We start from the raw sequence: 15,271 nt of genomic DNA on the forward strand, positions 1-15,271 counted from the left end.
TCACTACGGGGTTGATGGAACGGTGTACGCGTACTTCTTGGTGCCGGGCTCCGATCTTGTGGTTGCTACGTCTGGAGAGGCCAGAAAACGGGGACCAGCAGGATCGCCACTGCTGCATAGAGGGCCATGATGACCAGGCCGAATTTCCAGTAGTCCCCAAAGCGGTAGCCGGCCGGCTCCATGATCATCATGTTGGCCGGAGTCGCCACGGGCGTCAGCAGGGCAGCCGATGATGCCACTGATACGCACATCAGGACCGCGTAGGGGTTGATGGACGACTCCTGGGCCACGGAGAGGGCAATCGGGATGATGATCAGTGCTGTGGCTGTGTTGCTGATCAGCTGCCCCAGGACGGCGGTGACAACGAAGATTCCGGCCAGCAAAGCCAAGGGGCCGGCGCCGCCCACCAGTGAGACCATGCCTTCAGCAAGGAGCTCCGCGGTGCCTGTTGACGTTATTGCGGTGGACAGTGGAATCATCCCGGCCACCAGGATGAGGGTGGTCCACGCCATGGAACGGTGCGCCTGCTGGACGGTGACTACCCTGAGCACCACCATGGCCAGCGCGGCCAACAGCGCGGCAACCGGGGCGGGGATGGCGTTGGTGGCCAACAGGATCACCATGGCGCCCATGACAATCAGGGCGGGTACGGCACCCGGGCCCAGCGGGACAGTCTGGCGGCGAATGGTGTCCGGCGAGTCCACCAGCAGGACGTTGTGATCAACGGTGTGCTGGTCCAGGGCTGACCAGGTTCCCTGGAGGAGCAGCCTGTCCCCGGCGGAGATGCGTGCCCGTCCGGCGGATTCGGGTTCGCCCGGATGCTGATGCGCCAGCACCACCAAGGTCCCGCTTTCGGTGACCATTCCGGGATAGGCCTCTGTGCCCACGAGGTTGGACCGGGGTGCGACCACCACCTCGGCCACGCCGTAGCTGCTGCTGATGAGTCCGCAGGTCGCGTCGTCGTCCTGTTTGAGGCCGTGCCGGGCCGCGAAGGCGTCGATGACGGTCTGCCCGCCGCGCACCACAACGTCGTCTCCGGCGGCCAGAACGGTGGCGGTGGACGGCTTCCCATCGGGCCGCTGCACGCTGATGAGGTGGAGATGGGCGCCGTCGTCTTCGTCCTGGAGGCAGGCGACCGGCTGGCCCACCAGGGCGGAACCGGCAGGAATGCTGAGCCGGCTCAGGCCGTCCTCTCCGAGGTAGTGGGTCATGAGGGTCTCGCCGTGGGCACCAAGGTCTTTCGGGAGGGCCTCCGGTGTCCGGGTGGGCAACAACGACGGCCCCAGCCACAACGTCAGCCCGATAGTGCCCAGAAGCAAGGGCAGGCCGACCAGCCCGAACTCGAAGAAGCCGATCCCTTTGCCGGTGGTGTCCAGCGCAGCATTAAGGATGAGGATGTTCACCGGTGAGCCCGTGAGGATCAGCAGGGAGCCTGCGTGGGCTGCGAACGCCATGGGCATGAGGAGCTCCGAAGGCCGGCGTCCCAGCCGGACGGCCAGCACCACCACCATGGGCAACAAAGCGGCAACGGCGCCGTTGACGCTGATTAGTGCTGTCAGCAATGCCGTCAGGACCATCATCAACACCATCAGGCGCGTGCGGCTCGTCCCCGAGAACCTGATGAGCAGGCTCCCCAGCCACGTAGTGACTCCCGCCGCATCAATGGCCTCGGCCACCACGAACAGTGCGGCGATCAACACCACGGTTCCGCTGCCGAAGCCGGCAAATGTCTCGTTCAGCCCCACGATGCCCGTACCGTACAGGGCCAAGGCGGCCCCGAAAGCCACCACCTCTACGGGCAAGCGGTTCCAAACGAACGCGGCGACCACCAGCACGAGGACCAGCAGGGTGATGGAGACATCTGTCATGGGGTGGCCGCTATCCGGACGGGGTGGCTGCCACCCTGGGAATGCATCGGAGGTCGGCGGGGTCGCCTGTGTAGATATCCGGGAAGGTGACGTCCGTGGACGCTCCGGGGGCCAGCGTGAACCTGTCCTCAGCGAACCCGACATGATCGCCGTTGGGGCCGCGGACTATGGAGAACCGGACCACGTAGTTATTGGTTGCGGTACCGGGATTGGTCAACCTGGCCTTGCCCCGCCACACGTTGTTCTCGTCCGCTGCGCACAGGAAGCCGCTCAGCACCTCCGGTACCGGACTAGGCGTTACGGTGACGGTCGCCGTCACCGTAACGGTGGGACCGGGGGCCGGACCGGCGCAACCAGTGAGGGCGGCCAGCACGACGGCGGCGGGAACAGTGACCAGGAATGCCTCGGTTCGCATGCTCTCAGACTAGATCCGGGTCAAGGCTGCAGGGTCACCCCATTCGGGTGAGTGATGGGCGTCTTCCGAGGTCACGGCTAGGGCAGGTGCCCGAACTTGTATGCAGCCGCCACCGCGTCATGCCGGGAGCCGGCTCCGAGCTTCGAATAGATGAGGCGGATGTGCGTCTTCACCGTATTTACGGACAAATGAAGTTCCGCGGCCATCTGTTCCTGGGAGAGGTGCGAGGGCAGCAGGGTGAGAACCTCACGCTCCCGGGGAGTCAACGACGGCGCTCCCCGGACGTCGTCGGGCGGCCGCAAGGCGAGCAGGCGCTGGGCCAGCGATTCCTCCTCCGGCCCGTGGGCGCCGGCACGTTCCACCAGGAGGTCGATGACTTCCTGGGGGGCGACTGCGAGCGGCCGGAGGACATCCAGTTCCTCGGCTTTATGTAGTGCTTCCTCCAGGAGCTTGCCCGCCAAGTTCCGCCGTCCGGTGCGGATGGCCATGGAGCATTCCAGGATGCCCACGTGCAGCCAGGTCCATTCCAGCAGGGGAGTCGCCGCGCCGCTGCGCAGCGGACGGAGGCGGTCCGTGGCGGCCTCGAAGCGACTGATTCCCGCTGGTCCTTGGGCGCGCAGGAGGCAGAGCTCACCGGTGCCGGCCAACCGCTCCTCTGCCCACTCCAGAACCTCGCGGGCACGCTCGGCATGCCCCAAGGCCAAGGCCGCCGAATGTTCGATCACCGCCATCCACGCTGCCATGGGCTGGGCGAAGAGATGATCATGGCCTATGCGCAACCTGGCCTGCCGCATGCCATCCAATGCGTGACGCCTGTCCCCCAGATCCATGTGCGCGCAGGCCGCGACCAGCTCAAGGCCGGCGCGCAGTGCAGCGCCGACGCCCTTGGTGGCGGACCCCAATTGGCCGAGCTGGGAGGTTCCCACCGCGGCGAACTGCAAGGCCGCGGCTGGTTCGGCGCGGAGGAGTGCGGCCGATGCGTGCATCAAAGCGCCCATGGACCTGCCAGCCCCGGCTGTCCAAACATGGGCCGGCAGCTTCTCTTCTGCCTGCCGGAGGAAGTCACCGGCGCGGCGTAGCTGGCCTTGCATCGAGGACGCGGCGGCCAGCTTGAGGTAGACCTTTCCGGCGAGGTACACGTTGCCTGCCTCGGAGGCTTCGATCAGGGCGGCGAAGGCCTCGTTCTCTGCGGTTCTGTATTCGCCTTGGACCAGCGCGGCGGTGACGGAGACCATCCTTGCCTCGATACGGATGTCACTTTGTCCGGAGAGAGGGAGGGCGGCGTCGTCGATCGCGGCCTTTGGGTCGTGGTCCTCCCAGCCGCCGCTGAACCAGGAGAGTCGCGCTTCGGCCAGGGTTCGTAGTTCGCACAGGTCACGCGGCGAGTCCTCCACCCAATTCCGGTGTGCCGCAGCCAGGTAGCGTGTGGCCGTGGTGGGCTGCCGGCTTTCCACGTGGGCCAATGCCGCAACCAGGCAGAGCTTGGGGCTTGCCGCCAGGACGGAATCGGGCAGGGCTGTGATGGCCCGTCGGACCCTGGTGGCACCACCTCCACCCAGCAGCGCCGGGCCGTGAAGTTCGAGGATCCTGCGGATCAGTTGGTTGTCAGCCGCGTCAATGGCATGCCGGAGAGCGGCATCCGGTTCGACGGCAAGGTCATGCCACTGAGCGGCTATGCGGTTCAAGCGAGTCAGCTCGTCCGGCTCTTTGCGGGCAAGCTCGGCCCGGTAGTAGGCGCGGATCAAAGGGCGGACAACGAAGACCTTCCGTCCACTGCCGCCCGATTCCACCAGGTCAAGGTCATCGGCCAACCTGGAGAGGACGCTTCCGGCATTTCGCTGGCCGGCAAGGGCATTGGCTTGGGAGGCCACCAGTACACGGCACACGCTGGTGCTGGCCAGCACATGCCTCTCCTCCGGGGAGAGGGCGTCCAGAACTTCGTGCAACAAGTACTCGGACAGCAGCCGGTTGTTGGCTGCGACGTCTCCCAGGGCCAAGTCGGGGCCGGCGAACTCACGCAGGTACCGCAGGCCGAGGACCACGGCGGCGGGCCAGCCGGCGGTCTGGCGGAACAGTTCCTCCAACTGATGGAAGCCAAGCAACGTCAGGGTCATGGCGGCGAGAGCGTTGATCTCGTCCAGTGTGAAGCCGAGGTCGCCGGAGCGCAGTTCCACAATGCGGCCGCTGAGCCTGGCGTGTCCGGGGTCAATCGCCGAACTGTCCCGGGTGGTCAACACGAGCTGAATGGGCAGCCGGGGTTGATCCAGCAGCGCAGGGATCCACCGATCCCGTTCTTCCTTGGTGAAGTGGTCCAGACCGTCGATGACCAGCCGGACGCTGGTGCCCGTGGCGTTGAGCTGCTCAGCCAGGCGCCCCAGAACCTCCGAGGTATTCTCCTTGGTGGCCGAAAGCCGCCTGAGTGTTCCGGGCGGAACAGCCGGGCATTGTCTCAGCGCCTGCAGTATCGCCGGCCACAGGGCTTCCCTGTTCTGCGGGTTCGGGCTGATCCACGCGACGTTGTGTGCCTGCCCGTTCAGCCATTGGCCCAGGAGCACGGTTTTCCCGTATCCGGCCGGGGCGGAAAGAAGGACGACGTCGGCTCCGGCCTCGAGCTTGGCCACAAGCCGGGATCGAGCCAGCAGGTCCAACGGCAGTCTTGGGACCGCGATTGGCTTGGGGCTCAAGAGGTCCGGGCGGGTACCACCTTGGTCGTCCACCCCTTCAGTGTAGGGGCGAGGCAACGAGGATTCACCCAGTAAAGGCGATCCGCGCGGCGACCTTGGGACGTAAGGATGATCTTGGCGGCCGTGAGACGCTTGGACGAGGCCCGGAGAGGGGTGCACCGTGCAAGCCTTGAAAGACATCCTTAGTGCCGCGGATTCCGGGTGGGTCTATCCGCTCGGAGCGATTCTGGTTGCATTGTCAGCCGTCTTCCCGCCTATTCCCACCACCTCGCTGTTTGTGGCTTTGGGGGCTTTGTCCGCCACGGATGGCTTGCCGAACCCGTTCCTCCTTGCCGTCGCGATGCTGGCCGGCGCCGTGGTGGGGGACCAGGCCGCCTACGAGTTGGTCCTGCGACGGGACATGGCCAACTGGCGGATACTCCGTGGACCGCGCCCGCAGAAGGCGTTGCACGCCTCCAGGGAGCGTCTGGCCAAGCACGCTGCCTCGTGGGTGCTGACCTCAAGGTTCGTTCCGCTGGGCAGGCTGACCATGAACGTGGCCAGCGCCGTCACGCCCGTCCCCCGGGGTACTTTCGCCCTCTATTCGCTCGCCGCCGGCATTCTCTGGTCCGCCTATTCCGTGGGCATCGGTGCCCTGTCAGGTCTCCTGCCCGGGCTGTCCACTGAGTTCGCCGTGATCGTCGCGATTGCGCTGTCCCTGCTGTTGGGCCGTGCCATCAGTGCCGGCGTGAACTGGTACCTGCAGCTGGACGACTAGGGTTAACCCGCCCGTGCTATTGAAGGGATGAGGTGAGCCGCGCCAGGTTGTCCAAGGCCACGTGGCGCACCGGACGGCGCAACCAGTCCTCCAGCAGCAACTCCTTGCTGGCCGCGCGGTACCGGTCCTCCACGGCCCTCATCTGGTCCACAATCGATCGTCCGTGGACCAGGACGGAGACTTCCATGTTGAGGCTGAAGGACCGCACGTCCATGTTGCTGGAGCCGATGACCGCCACGTCATCGTCCACCGTGAAGTGCTTCGAATGCAGGACCTGCGGGGCCCGGTACAGGTAGATGCGGACGCCGGCCCGCAAGAGGACCTCGTAGTAGGAGCGCTGGGCGTGGTAGACCATGGCTTGGTCGCCCACCTCGGACACGAAGAGTTCAACGCTCAGCCCACGTGATGCGGCGGTGACGATGGCCAGTTGGATCGCTTCATCGGGCACGAAATAGGGGCTCGTGATGCTGACGCGGTGCTCCGCCTTGTAAATGAGCGTGGTGTAGAGCTTGAGGTTGTTGTCGTTATCGAAGCTCGGGCCGCTGGGCAGTACCTGGGCATCGATGAGTTCAGGTTCCGATCCGAGGATCACGGGGGAGGTGTCCAAGGGCAGCAGGATCTCCGATTCGCTGTACCAATCGGTGACGAACACGGCATTGAGCTCTCGCACCACGGGACCCTCCAGCCGGACCATCAGTTCGTGCCACTGGAGCCCGCGCCGGATGTTGCCCTTCTTGTTGTAGGACGCGTCGATGAGGTTTTGGGATCCCGTGTAGCCCGTCTTCCCGTCCACAACCACTAGCTTCCGGTGGTTCCGCAGATCCGGGCGCTGCCACTGTCCCTTGAACGGACGCAGGGGCAGCATGGCGTGCCACTCGGCGCCCATCTCCTTGAAGGCTTGCCGCATGGCGCCGTAGTTGGGGTCCCTGACTGCGGCCAGGTGATCGAAGAGGACCCTCACCGGAACACCGCGTTGGCAGGCCCGGGCCATGGCGTCGAAGAAGGGAGCCGTGGTGGGGTCCAGTGTCAGGATGTAGAACTCCACGTGGACGTAATCGTGCGCATTGTCGATGTCCGTGATCATCCGGTCGAAGCTGCCGTTGTAGTCCTCCAGCAGCTCGGCCCGGTTGCCGCCCACCATTGGCAGCGCGCCGAGCCTGAGGTTAAGTTCGACGGCGGAACGCAGCCACGCGGGCCAGTCGTCGCTGTGGCTGACGGCTGAGAGGCCGGGCGTCCGCCCCAGCATCAGATCGTTGACGGTACGTTGCTTGTCCCGCCGCGTTTTGGGGAGCTTGCCGCGGCCAACAAGGAGGAACGCCACTATGCCCAGATAGGGGATGAAGATGATGGCCAGAACCCACGCTATTGCCGACGACGGCCGCCGGTTGGCCGAGACCATGACGGCGGCGATTGTTCCAAGGACGATGTGGAGCGCCAACAAGAACAAGGCGAGGGCATCGACGTCGTGCAGTGGTCCTTGCATACGCGTTACTTGGCATTCTGCTGGGGAATGACAACCTTCTTGATGATCAGCAGGATCGAGGCCGTGGTGGGGCAGGCGATCAACGCCCCCAGCAGGCCAAGGAGCGTCCCGCCCACCATGGCTCCAATGAGCACCAGGGATCCGGGGATGCTGATGGCCTTGCCCACGATGCGCGGCGTCAGGACGTACGCCTCTACTTGCATGTACGCCAGCATCACCAGGAAAACCACCAGGGCCGTGGAAGGTGAGGTGAAGAGGGAGACCACGGTGATGATCGCGGTGCTGATGGCACTTCCCACTAACGGGATGAGGGTAATGGGGAAAGCCAGCACAGCGAGCACCGCCGCATACCTGACTCCGGCAATGGACAGGAGGACGAAAGTGAATATCGCGTTGAGCAAGGCGAGGATTGACATGCCGCTGAGGTATTTCCCCACGGAAGAAATGATGGTGTCCGTAATCTCCGCGAATGATTCGCGCCGGGATGAAGGCACCAGGGCGTAAAGGCTGGACTTCATCATTTCGTGTCCGGCCACGAAATAGAGGGTCAAAACGACAACGAAGATCACCGCGAACGCGCCATTCACCACGTTGTAGCCAACCTGCACAGCGCCCCCGCCAATGGCAATCCAGACGTTGGGATCCGCGGCCGAGGTTTCCAGCCACTCCAGGAGCGGGGTCAGCGCACCGCCCAGGGTTCCGTTGAACTCCAGGAACCAGTCCTGCTCGCTGACGGCCTCGAAGCTTGATGGCAGCAAACGGACCAGCGCAGCGCCCTCTTCCACCAGGATCGGGACGATGAACCGGATCAGCAGGGCCACCACTACCAGGAAGCCGACAGCCACCGTCAGTACGGCGCCGGCACGCGAAAGCTTCAGGCGTTCCAGCCAGCGCACCAGCGGGTAGAGGCCCAACGAGATGAACAGTGCGGCGAAGATCAAGGTGAGCGAGTACCGGAGGGTGATGACCGCCGAACCCAGCGCCAGGGCCACCAGGACTCCCAGCGCCGCCACCAAACCGAACCGGAACGGTCCGCCTTCCAACAGCGGGAATGCCTTCAATCGCGTCATGCCTCCCTTTCAGCCATGCGTAAACGGCGGACCTTCAACGGGATCAGGCCAAAGCGAGTGCCTTCAGCCGGGCATACTCCTCTTCGTTGATATCGCCTGCGGCAAGCAACGCCTTGGCTGATTCGATCTGCTGGGTGGGTGATGGGGCTCCGGCTACCTGCCGAATGTATTTCTCGGTCTCGTCAACAGATTCACGGAAGCGCAGTTCATTCCGCAATGCCATGCCTTTCCCGCGCAGGATGACGTAAATCAGTGCGGAAATGAAGGGTGCCACGAACAAGCACAGAATCCATAGTGCCTTGATTCCGCCGTTGAGCGCTTTATCGCGCAGGAGATCCGAAATGATCTGGAAGAGCAGGAGGAGGTAGGCGATGAACAAGAAAGCAACGAAGATGCTCCACAACGATTCCCAAAAGTTCATGGTGTCTTTCCCATCGTTTATCCGATCCCGGGGAGGACCGTTGTCTTCCGGTAAGGGGCCCGTTCCCTGCCGGACCTCAACACCATTCTCGATTCGGCCACGCCCTCCAGCGTGTGTGCGCGCTACATCGGCAGCAATTGGCTTGAAAGATCACCCACTAAGGGTGAGTGGGTGGATGCAAGGCCCGACGACGGTTGGCCGGCTGAATGCGCGCCGGACCCGGTACCGGTCACAAATCCCCCGTAGCAGCACGGCTGTGAGCGGCATCCGGCGCTCGGATACGCTGCTCCGAGACACGCACTATCCGACGCCAGGGGCCACCAATGATGCTCTCCTCAGCGGTCACCTCGACCACTGCCCGGCAGCCGCCGGCCACCGAACGACACGCCGCCGGCACTGCCTTGGGTGCGTTCGGAATGGCAGCCGTGGTCGGCGCATTCGCAGTTCTCCTCCACATCCTTGGGCGCCATTCGCCCCGCGTCGGTCCCGTCTATCCGGGGTGGCCCCAAGAGGCTGCGGGCTCACCCTTGGCAGCACTGCGCTGGTTCCTCGGGGATATGACCGAACCCCTTTTCTACAAGTCGGACCTCGCGGCCCTGGTGTTGCTCTCCGGCGCGGCGCTGGCATGGTGGGCAGCTCGTCGCGGGAAGGCATGGGCGGGCTCGCTCAGCTATGGCACGGGCCTGTGGCCGTGGGTGCTGGCATCGGCGGCGCTGAGCCTGATGTTGTCCAACCTCGCGTTCGGCTGGATGCTCGACGACGGGTGGCAGCCAACATTCGTGCCTTTCGTTTGCGTCGCCCCGGCAATGGTCCTCCTCTACGGACCCGGTTGGAGGACGTGCGTCACGGGTGCAGTCCTCGGGGCGGCCACCACTACTCCGCTGGCCCTGCTGTTGATACCCACTGTCTCGGCGCCGCTTGGCCTGCCCTCCGTGGTGGCGAATGTCCTGGCGATGTCGGTTGGTTCCGTCATCTCCTTCCTGGTGGCCCGGATCTTGCCGTGGCTGGTCCTGCGGGAGCCGGACCTAGCCGCGTTACCGCAGCTGCCGCCGTCGGGGGTTCACCAAACATTCCTCAACGACGTGCGTTGGGCAGCGCGTCGGGTCCTGAAGGACTTCACCGAAACGCATTTCTTCGCCAACGAACTCGCCAGCGTCGGCGTGATCTTGGGCGTGGCAGTGGCGTTCGTGCTGAATCCGGAGCTGCCGTCCTACGGGTCCAACCTGCTGCCCCGGATACTGTTCGCCCAGGCGCTGACCTCGGCCATCGGCGTGGTCCTCTGGCGCAAGTGGTACCGCGACGGCGGGTGGGCAGCTACCTACGCGTCGGTGGTTTCCGTTGCCCCGGCGGTCGTCCTTGCCTTCAACGGCTCGTGGACAAGCGTCATCGGCGGAGCCGTGGCGGGTGCAGTCCTCGCGCCGCCCATCGCCCGTGCCATCTCGGCGATGCTGCCCACGGATCTTCATCCGGTGATCGGCAATACGGCGGCAATGGCCCTTTCGACGGCGGCGGCCTTGCCGGTGCTGGGGCTGCTGCCTCACTAGCCCGTGCTCCACCACCGCCGACGTTCAGCCTCCCACGTGGTGGATGGTGAAAGCCGCCAGGAAGCCCACGGAGGCCGTCAATCCCGTCAGGTTGTGGTGCTCTTCGAAGGCCTCGGGGATCATCGTGTCCGCCAGCATGGCCAGGATGCCTCCGGCCGCGATTGCAGTGATGAACGCGATCACCGTTTCGGGGGCGTTCTCCAAAGCGGTGTATCCCAGCAAGGCTGCAAGTCCGCTGAACACGGCTATGCCGATCCAGGTCCCGAAAACGTACATCGGGCTGCGTCCGGCCCTTTTCATGCCCGCCGTGCTTGAAAGGCCCTCTGGGACGTTGGAGATGAACACAGCGGCGAGCATCGCCGGGCTGACCGTCCCCGTGGCAAGGAGGCCCACGCCCAGGACCACGGATTCCGGGATGCCGTCAATCAACGCACCCACTGCGATTGCCGTTCCGCTGCCGGGGGAGTCCTTCTCGGAGGGTTGGTGCCCGCCGGAGCGCTTGCGATGTTTCGCACCGAGTCTGGCCAGCAGGACATTCGAGCCTACAAAGATCAATGCGCCCAGCAGGAACCCGGCAGCGGTGGGTACCAAGCCGCCGCCCTGGACTGCCTCGTCAACCAGCTCGAACGCCAGCGCCGAAATGAGGACGCCGGCACCAAAGGCCATGATGGTGGACACTGTCTTCGGCGGGACCTTCCACAACCAGGCGATCCCGGACCCGAGGACCAAGGCTCCTCCGGCCACGGTTCCCCACATCAAAGCCTGCAACCACATCGGCATTGTCCGGCCCTCTCATTGGCTGTTCAGGTGCATCAAGAAGTGTTCCATAAGGAGCCTGAGGAACAGCAAAAAGTCTTGATCCTTTCCTGAGTGATTGCATGATTTGTTCTTGATTCTGGCCCGGCAGAGTAGTCCTCATCAGCCAGACAGGCTGGAAAGAGCAACGGCCGGCCCGGACGGGTGGCCCACTGAAAGGACACTGATTCCCATGGCCATCAGCCTCAAGACCACCTCCGGCAAGATCCTCGCTTCCGTCGCACTGGTCGGCACCGCAGCCGCCGTCGCCGGGATGGGCACCTACGGCGCGTTCACCTCCTCGACCTCCGCCTCCCAAGCCGTCACCGCAGGCACCGTCACCATCGCCCTGGGCACCGGAGCGAACAACACCCTCAACGTCCCGGTCGCTGGCCTGCTGCCCGGAGACAAAGTCGAAAAGCTCGTCACCCTGGCCAACAGCGGCAACTCGGACCTGAACAACGTCACCCTGACCACCTCCGCCGGCGCCACCGGATCCCTGCTCACCACCGATGTGACGAACGGCCTGCAACTGACCATCGAAAACTGCAGTGTTGCCTGGACCGGAGCCGCAGCCCCCTACACCTGCGCCGGAACCAAAACCACCGTGATGGCCGCAGCCCCGGTCATCACCGCGAACAAGGTCCTGAACAACCTGACCTCCCTGACCTCGGCCAAGACCGACAACCTCAAGGTCACCACCGCGTTCCCCACCACCGCCGGCGACACCTTCCAAGGCGCCACGTCCACCATCGCCTTCTCCTTCACCGGCACCCAGCGCACCGCAACCACCAGCTAGCACCACCCCTAAGCCCCGCCGGGCCTGGTCGGACGCCCCCCTGTCCGATCAGGCCCGCCGGTATAACCCCACCCATCACGGAAGGAACGCCAGGACAATGAGCGCACTGACCAGCATCAACGGACCCGCCCTCCACGGCCGGCGTTCCGCAACCAAACCCCGGCCCGCCGCCGTCGGGACTCCCGCCGTCGAAACCACTGCAGCGCCGGGTGCCTTCCGCCGCGTCGCCGGCACCGCCATGAAATTCATCGGCCTGGGCACCCTGGTCCTCGCCGCCCTGGCCTTCCTGCTCCTGGCCATCGGCCCGCGCGTGCTCGGCTACCAAACCTCCACCATGCTCACCGGATCCATGGCCCCGCTAATCAACCCCGGCGACGTCGTCGTCACCGTCCCCACCCCCATCACGGACATCAAAGTAGGCGACATCATCACCTACCACATCCCCGTCGAAGACCACCGGGTGGAAACCCACCGCATCACCGAAATCACCGCCACCGCCGACGGCGGCGTCGCAGTCCAAACCAAAGGCGACGCCAACAACGGCATCGACCCCTGGATCGCCACCCTCCAAGGCAAAACCGTGGACAAGCAAATCGCCACCATCCCCCACATCGGCAACGCCATCCGCGCCCTCCGCGAACCCATCGTGATGAACACTCTGATGTACGGCGCACCCGCCATCCTGGTCATCGGAATGCTCGCCTCCATCTGGACCAAAAACCCCGACAAGACGACGCCGGAAGGCGCCGCAGAGTCTCAGGCAGCAAGCGGTGAGTGACGAATCAGGGGCTCCTGCCCTGGAGACATGCAGGTTGCAGGCCCTGGCGGAGGAGTTGGGAGACTCCAAGCCGGCGCTGCGTTTCCTCTCCACCTACCTGTCCATGCTGCCCGGCCGGATTCTCAGGATTTCCAACGGTCTGTGCCAGCACGACGCCGACGCCAGCATGGACGCCGTTCTTAGCTTGAAGATCTCCTCGGCCATGGTTGGCGCGCTGGAGACAGAGAACCAGTGCCGGGCCATCGAATCCATGATCCGCGAGCAGCACTTTGACTACGCCGTCCAGGCACTCCCGGCCCTGCAGAACTCCACCGACCGGTGCTTTGCCGCAGGGCCGCAGTTGCTCGGCAAGGCGAGGGAATGCCTGGGCCCGGGTGCCTCGGCTACGAGCAAGGCTTAGCAGTCATCGATCTGCCGGGACCGTCGTTTCAGCGGTCTTGACCTGGTGCGGCACAAGCATCAACGCGGCCACGGCCAGCACACCGGCAGCGGCGAACACATAGAACCCCGCCGGGTAGGCGATATTTGCCGCTACCAAGGTCCCGGTCACGGCCGGACCAACGATCGCGCCAAGCCTGCCCACGCCGGCGGCGAAGCCGAGCGCTGTTCCCCGAAGACGGGCGGGGAACAGTTGGCTCACCCACGCGTACACCAGTACCTGCGAGCTGAAGACGAAGACGCCCGTGACGAACACGGCGGCGTTGAGCAGGAATTCGTTCTGGATCTTGACGCTCAGAATCGCGAGGAACACCGCGGACAACCCAAACCACAGCAGCACGATCTTCTTGGTTCCGTGCTTGTCGGCCAGGACTCCGGCCAGGAACAGTCCCGCAACGGCGCCCAGGTTCAGGACCAGCAGCAAGGTCAGGCCGGTACTCACGGGATATCCGGCGGCGGCCATCAGTTGGGGCAGCCAGGTGTTGAGCCCGTAAACAAGCAGCAGTCCCATGAACGACGCGATGCCAATTCCCAGGGCAACCAAGGGGTACGGCTTCTGCAGCAGGTCGCGGAACCCGGTCTTGGGTGCCGTTTCTGTGGAATGCTCGACGCCGGCTGCCGGCTGGGCAGGGGCGCCAGCTTTGTCGGCGGCTGCTTCGGGTAGCGATTCGGGGAGCTTGGCCCAAAGGAAGGGCAGGAGCACCAGGCCGGCAACGCCACCGATGATGAACATGAGACGCCAATTGGGGACCACCACAATTGCGAGCAAAGCCGTCGCCACGGCACCAACGTGGTAGCCGGTCATGGTGCGGGTGGTCGATTTACCTGCAGAACCTGCGGGGGCGTAATCGTTCATGTAGGCCAGCGCTGCGGGAAGGCAGGCGCCCAGACCAAGTCCTGCCAGCAGGCGCAGGATCGAGAACACAGCCACGTTCGGTGCGAAAGCGACGCCGATAGTGAAGAGCGAGAAGCCAGCGACGCAGGCGATGAGGAGCTTGCGCCTCCCGAACTTGTCCGAGAGCGGCGCGATGAACAACGCGCCGAGTCCCACGCCCACCAGGGAGATGGTGGCGGCAAAGGTTGCGCCTACGGCGTCGAAGCCGATATCGCCGGTCTTGATGAGGGTGGGTATGACCGTGCCCAGGACCACAAGGTCGAATCCATCCAGGACCATGGCTAGCCAGCACAGCCAAACAGGCCATTGTGAGCGGCGGGCAGATGACATCGTTGGCATAGCGTCCTCGGTAATTCTTGATGATGGGTTTCGGCCGGCAGCACTGCCGGCCAGCTATGAGAGTTGTATCACTGGGTATTGTTATCCGGCACACGTTCTACCATTGAATGGAAGGTGCTTTTTCCGGCGCCGTGAAGCAAAGGAGCGCAACGTGGCCAACTCAGCATCCGGTGATTCCGTGGTGGACCGCGTGGTTCGGGTGATTGAAGCCTTTCCCGAGGGCGTCACGTCCCTGCAGCTGACCGAACTCTCGGACCGTGCAGGGCTACCGCTTTCCTCAGCCCACCGGCTGGTCCGGCAATTGTCGGAGCACGGCCTGCTTGACCTGGGCGCGGGCGGGACCGTTCGCTTGGGCTTGCGTCTGTGGGAACTCGTCAACCGGAACTCGCCTACCTTGGCGCTGCGGCAGGCGGCCATGCCCTTCATGGAGGACATCCAGCAGGTCTTGAACCAGAACGTCAACCTGGCCGTGCTGGATGGGTGGGAGGCACTGTTTGTCGAGCGGCTTTCCCGCCGGGGGTCGGTGGCCAACCGGGCCAGGATCGCCGGGCGAATGCCGGTCCATATTTCCTCGGCCGGCTTGGCGTTGATGTCACACCAGGCGCGTGAGCTGCAGGCGGAGTACCTCGAGCAATTCCATGATTCTTCCGGGAAGGTGACTACCGACGTCGTGCGCCAGTTGCTGGCCGAAGCCGCGCAGCAGGGCTACGCGCAATTGGCGGGCGTCGTGGATCCGGACACGTGGGGGATCGCCGTTCCGGTGATGAACGGCAAGCGGCGCACGGTGGCGGCACTCGGCGTCGTGGTGCCCCTCGCAGAGATGCGCTTGCAGGCGCTGGTTCCCGCGCTTCAAACGGCTGCGCGTGGGATCGGACGCCAGTTGGGCGAATGAGTGGCCCTTCCGTTCAACGGAATGGATGTAACGCCGATCACCGGCTGCGGGCCACACTGATTCCAGACTCATCCCGTCCCAGCGGGACCGCAA

At 64.5% G+C, this 15,271-nt stretch carries 14 protein-coding genes; 6 read left to right on the forward strand and 8 right to left on the reverse strand.

Annotated elements, in window-relative coordinates; genetic code table 11:
- Positions 1-65: 65 nt before the first annotated feature.
- The 3 genes from ACFRJ9_RS22835 to ACFRJ9_RS22845 all read right to left on the reverse strand — a co-directional run bounded on the left by ACFRJ9_RS22835 (position 66) and on the right by ACFRJ9_RS22845 (position 5,000).
- Positions 66-1,868 (reverse strand): SLC13 family permease, encoded by a 1,803-nt coding sequence (locus tag ACFRJ9_RS22835; RefSeq protein ID WP_377672913.1) that lies wholly within the window; start codon positions 1,866-1,868, stop codon positions 66-68.
- Between the two features lie 10 nt (positions 1,869-1,878).
- Positions 1,879-2,283: a hypothetical protein gene (locus tag ACFRJ9_RS22840; RefSeq protein ID WP_377672916.1), complete on the reverse strand. Its 405-nt coding sequence runs from the start codon at positions 2,281-2,283 to the stop codon at positions 1,879-1,881.
- Between the two features lie 77 nt (positions 2,284-2,360).
- A complete protein-coding gene (locus tag ACFRJ9_RS22845; RefSeq protein WP_377672919.1) occupies positions 2,361-5,000 on the reverse strand; it encodes a LuxR C-terminal-related transcriptional regulator in 2,640 nt (879 codons plus the stop codon).
- A gap of 127 nt (positions 5,001-5,127) precedes the next feature.
- Here ACFRJ9_RS22845 and ACFRJ9_RS22850 point away from each other — a divergent pair, with 127 nt between their 5' ends.
- Positions 5,128-5,724 (forward strand): DedA family protein, encoded by a 597-nt coding sequence (locus tag ACFRJ9_RS22850; RefSeq protein WP_377672922.1) that lies wholly within the window; start codon positions 5,128-5,130, stop codon positions 5,722-5,724.
- A 16-nt stretch (positions 5,725-5,740) separates the two neighbouring features.
- Here the strand turns inward: ACFRJ9_RS22850 and cls are convergent, their stop codons facing one another.
- From cls to ACFRJ9_RS22865, 3 genes are read right to left on the reverse strand one after another with little or no spacing between them, the layout of a single operon-like run.
- Positions 5,741-7,207, reverse strand: coding sequence for a cardiolipin synthase (cls, locus tag ACFRJ9_RS22855; protein WP_377672924.1), 1,467 nt, complete (start codon positions 7,205-7,207; stop codon positions 5,741-5,743).
- A gap of 5 nt (positions 7,208-7,212) precedes the next feature.
- On the reverse strand, positions 7,213-8,277 hold the full coding sequence (locus ACFRJ9_RS22860) for an AI-2E family transporter (RefSeq protein WP_377672926.1): 1,065 nt from the start codon (positions 8,275-8,277) through the stop codon (positions 7,213-7,215).
- 43 nt (positions 8,278-8,320) lie between these two features.
- Positions 8,321-8,698, reverse strand: a complete 378-nt coding sequence (locus ACFRJ9_RS22865) for a hypothetical protein (protein ID WP_377672928.1) — start codon at positions 8,696-8,698, stop codon at positions 8,321-8,323.
- 323 nt (positions 8,699-9,021) lie between these two features.
- Here ACFRJ9_RS22865 and ACFRJ9_RS22870 point away from each other — a divergent pair, with 323 nt between their 5' ends.
- A complete protein-coding gene (locus ACFRJ9_RS22870) occupies positions 9,022-10,242 on the forward strand; it encodes a hypothetical protein (protein ID WP_377672930.1) in 1,221 nt (406 codons plus the stop codon).
- 24 nt (positions 10,243-10,266) lie between these two features.
- Here ACFRJ9_RS22870 and ACFRJ9_RS22875 read toward each other — a convergent pair whose 3' ends face one another.
- Positions 10,267-11,022, reverse strand: coding sequence for a ZIP family metal transporter (locus ACFRJ9_RS22875; protein WP_377672933.1), 756 nt, complete (start codon positions 11,020-11,022; stop codon positions 10,267-10,269).
- A gap of 208 nt (positions 11,023-11,230) precedes the next feature.
- On the opposite strand from ACFRJ9_RS22875, the gene ACFRJ9_RS22880 reads away from it, so the two are divergent.
- The 3 genes from ACFRJ9_RS22880 to ACFRJ9_RS22890 all read left to right on the forward strand — a co-directional run bounded on the left by ACFRJ9_RS22880 (position 11,231) and on the right by ACFRJ9_RS22890 (position 13,014).
- Complete coding sequence (locus ACFRJ9_RS22880; RefSeq protein WP_377672936.1) at positions 11,231-11,836, forward strand: TasA family protein; 606 nt, start codon at positions 11,231-11,233, stop codon at positions 11,834-11,836.
- Positions 11,837-11,933: 97 nt separating this feature from the next.
- Positions 11,934-12,614 carry a signal peptidase I gene (locus tag ACFRJ9_RS22885; RefSeq protein ID WP_377672939.1) on the forward strand — a complete coding sequence of 227 codons (681 nt, stop codon included), beginning with the start codon at positions 11,934-11,936 and terminating at the stop codon, positions 12,612-12,614.
- Positions 12,607-13,014 carry an Hpt domain-containing protein gene (locus ACFRJ9_RS22890; RefSeq protein WP_377672941.1) on the forward strand — a complete coding sequence of 136 codons (408 nt, stop codon included), beginning with the start codon at positions 12,607-12,609 and terminating at the stop codon, positions 13,012-13,014. The genes ACFRJ9_RS22885 and ACFRJ9_RS22890 overlap by 8 nt, the downstream gene beginning before the upstream one ends.
- Positions 13,015-13,017: 3 nt before the next feature.
- Here the strand turns inward: ACFRJ9_RS22890 and ACFRJ9_RS22895 are convergent, their stop codons facing one another.
- A complete protein-coding gene (locus tag ACFRJ9_RS22895) occupies positions 13,018-14,286 on the reverse strand; it encodes an MFS transporter (protein WP_377672943.1) in 1,269 nt (422 codons plus the stop codon).
- 151 nt (positions 14,287-14,437) lie between these two features.
- Here ACFRJ9_RS22895 and ACFRJ9_RS22900 point away from each other — a divergent pair, with 151 nt between their 5' ends.
- Positions 14,438-15,178 carry an IclR family transcriptional regulator gene (locus ACFRJ9_RS22900; RefSeq protein WP_377672946.1) on the forward strand — a complete coding sequence of 247 codons (741 nt, stop codon included), beginning with the start codon at positions 14,438-14,440 and terminating at the stop codon, positions 15,176-15,178.
- Positions 15,179-15,271: the final 93 nt, after the last annotated feature.

It is taken from the genome of Paenarthrobacter sp. NPDC056912, assembly GCF_042786555.1.
Classification (GTDB): domain Bacteria; phylum Actinomycetota; class Actinomycetes; order Actinomycetales; family Micrococcaceae; genus Arthrobacter.

Bases quoted from the DNA above. Each gene is read 5' to 3' on its own strand.
- ACFRJ9_RS22860 (WP_377672926.1), bottom strand. From the start codon at position 8,277: ATGACGCGATTGAAGGCATTCCCGCTGTTGGAAGGCGGACCGTTCCGG.
- ACFRJ9_RS22840 (WP_377672916.1), bottom strand. From the start codon at position 2,283: ATGCGAACCGAGGCATTCCTGGTCACTGTTCCCGCCGCCGTCGTGCTG.
- cls (WP_377672924.1), bottom strand. From the start codon at position 7,207: ATGCAAGGACCACTGCACGACGTCGATGCCCTCGCCTTGTTCTTGTTG.
- ACFRJ9_RS22835 (WP_377672913.1), bottom strand. From the start codon at position 1,868: ATGACAGATGTCTCCATCACCCTGCTGGTCCTCGTGCTGGTGGTCGCC.
- ACFRJ9_RS22885 (WP_377672939.1), top strand. From the start codon at position 11,934: ATGAGCGCACTGACCAGCATCAACGGACCCGCCCTCCACGGCCGGCGT.
- ACFRJ9_RS22865 (WP_377672928.1), bottom strand. From the start codon at position 8,698: ATGAACTTTTGGGAATCGTTGTGGAGCATCTTCGTTGCTTTCTTGTTC.
- ACFRJ9_RS22880 (WP_377672936.1), top strand. From the start codon at position 11,231: ATGGCCATCAGCCTCAAGACCACCTCCGGCAAGATCCTCGCTTCCGTC.
- ACFRJ9_RS22895 (WP_377672943.1), bottom strand. From the start codon at position 14,286: ATGCCAACGATGTCATCTGCCCGCCGCTCACAATGGCCTGTTTGGCTG.
- ACFRJ9_RS22875 (WP_377672933.1), bottom strand. From the start codon at position 11,022: ATGCCGATGTGGTTGCAGGCTTTGATGTGGGGAACCGTGGCCGGAGGA.
- ACFRJ9_RS22870 (WP_377672930.1), top strand. From the start codon at position 9,022: ATGATGCTCTCCTCAGCGGTCACCTCGACCACTGCCCGGCAGCCGCCG.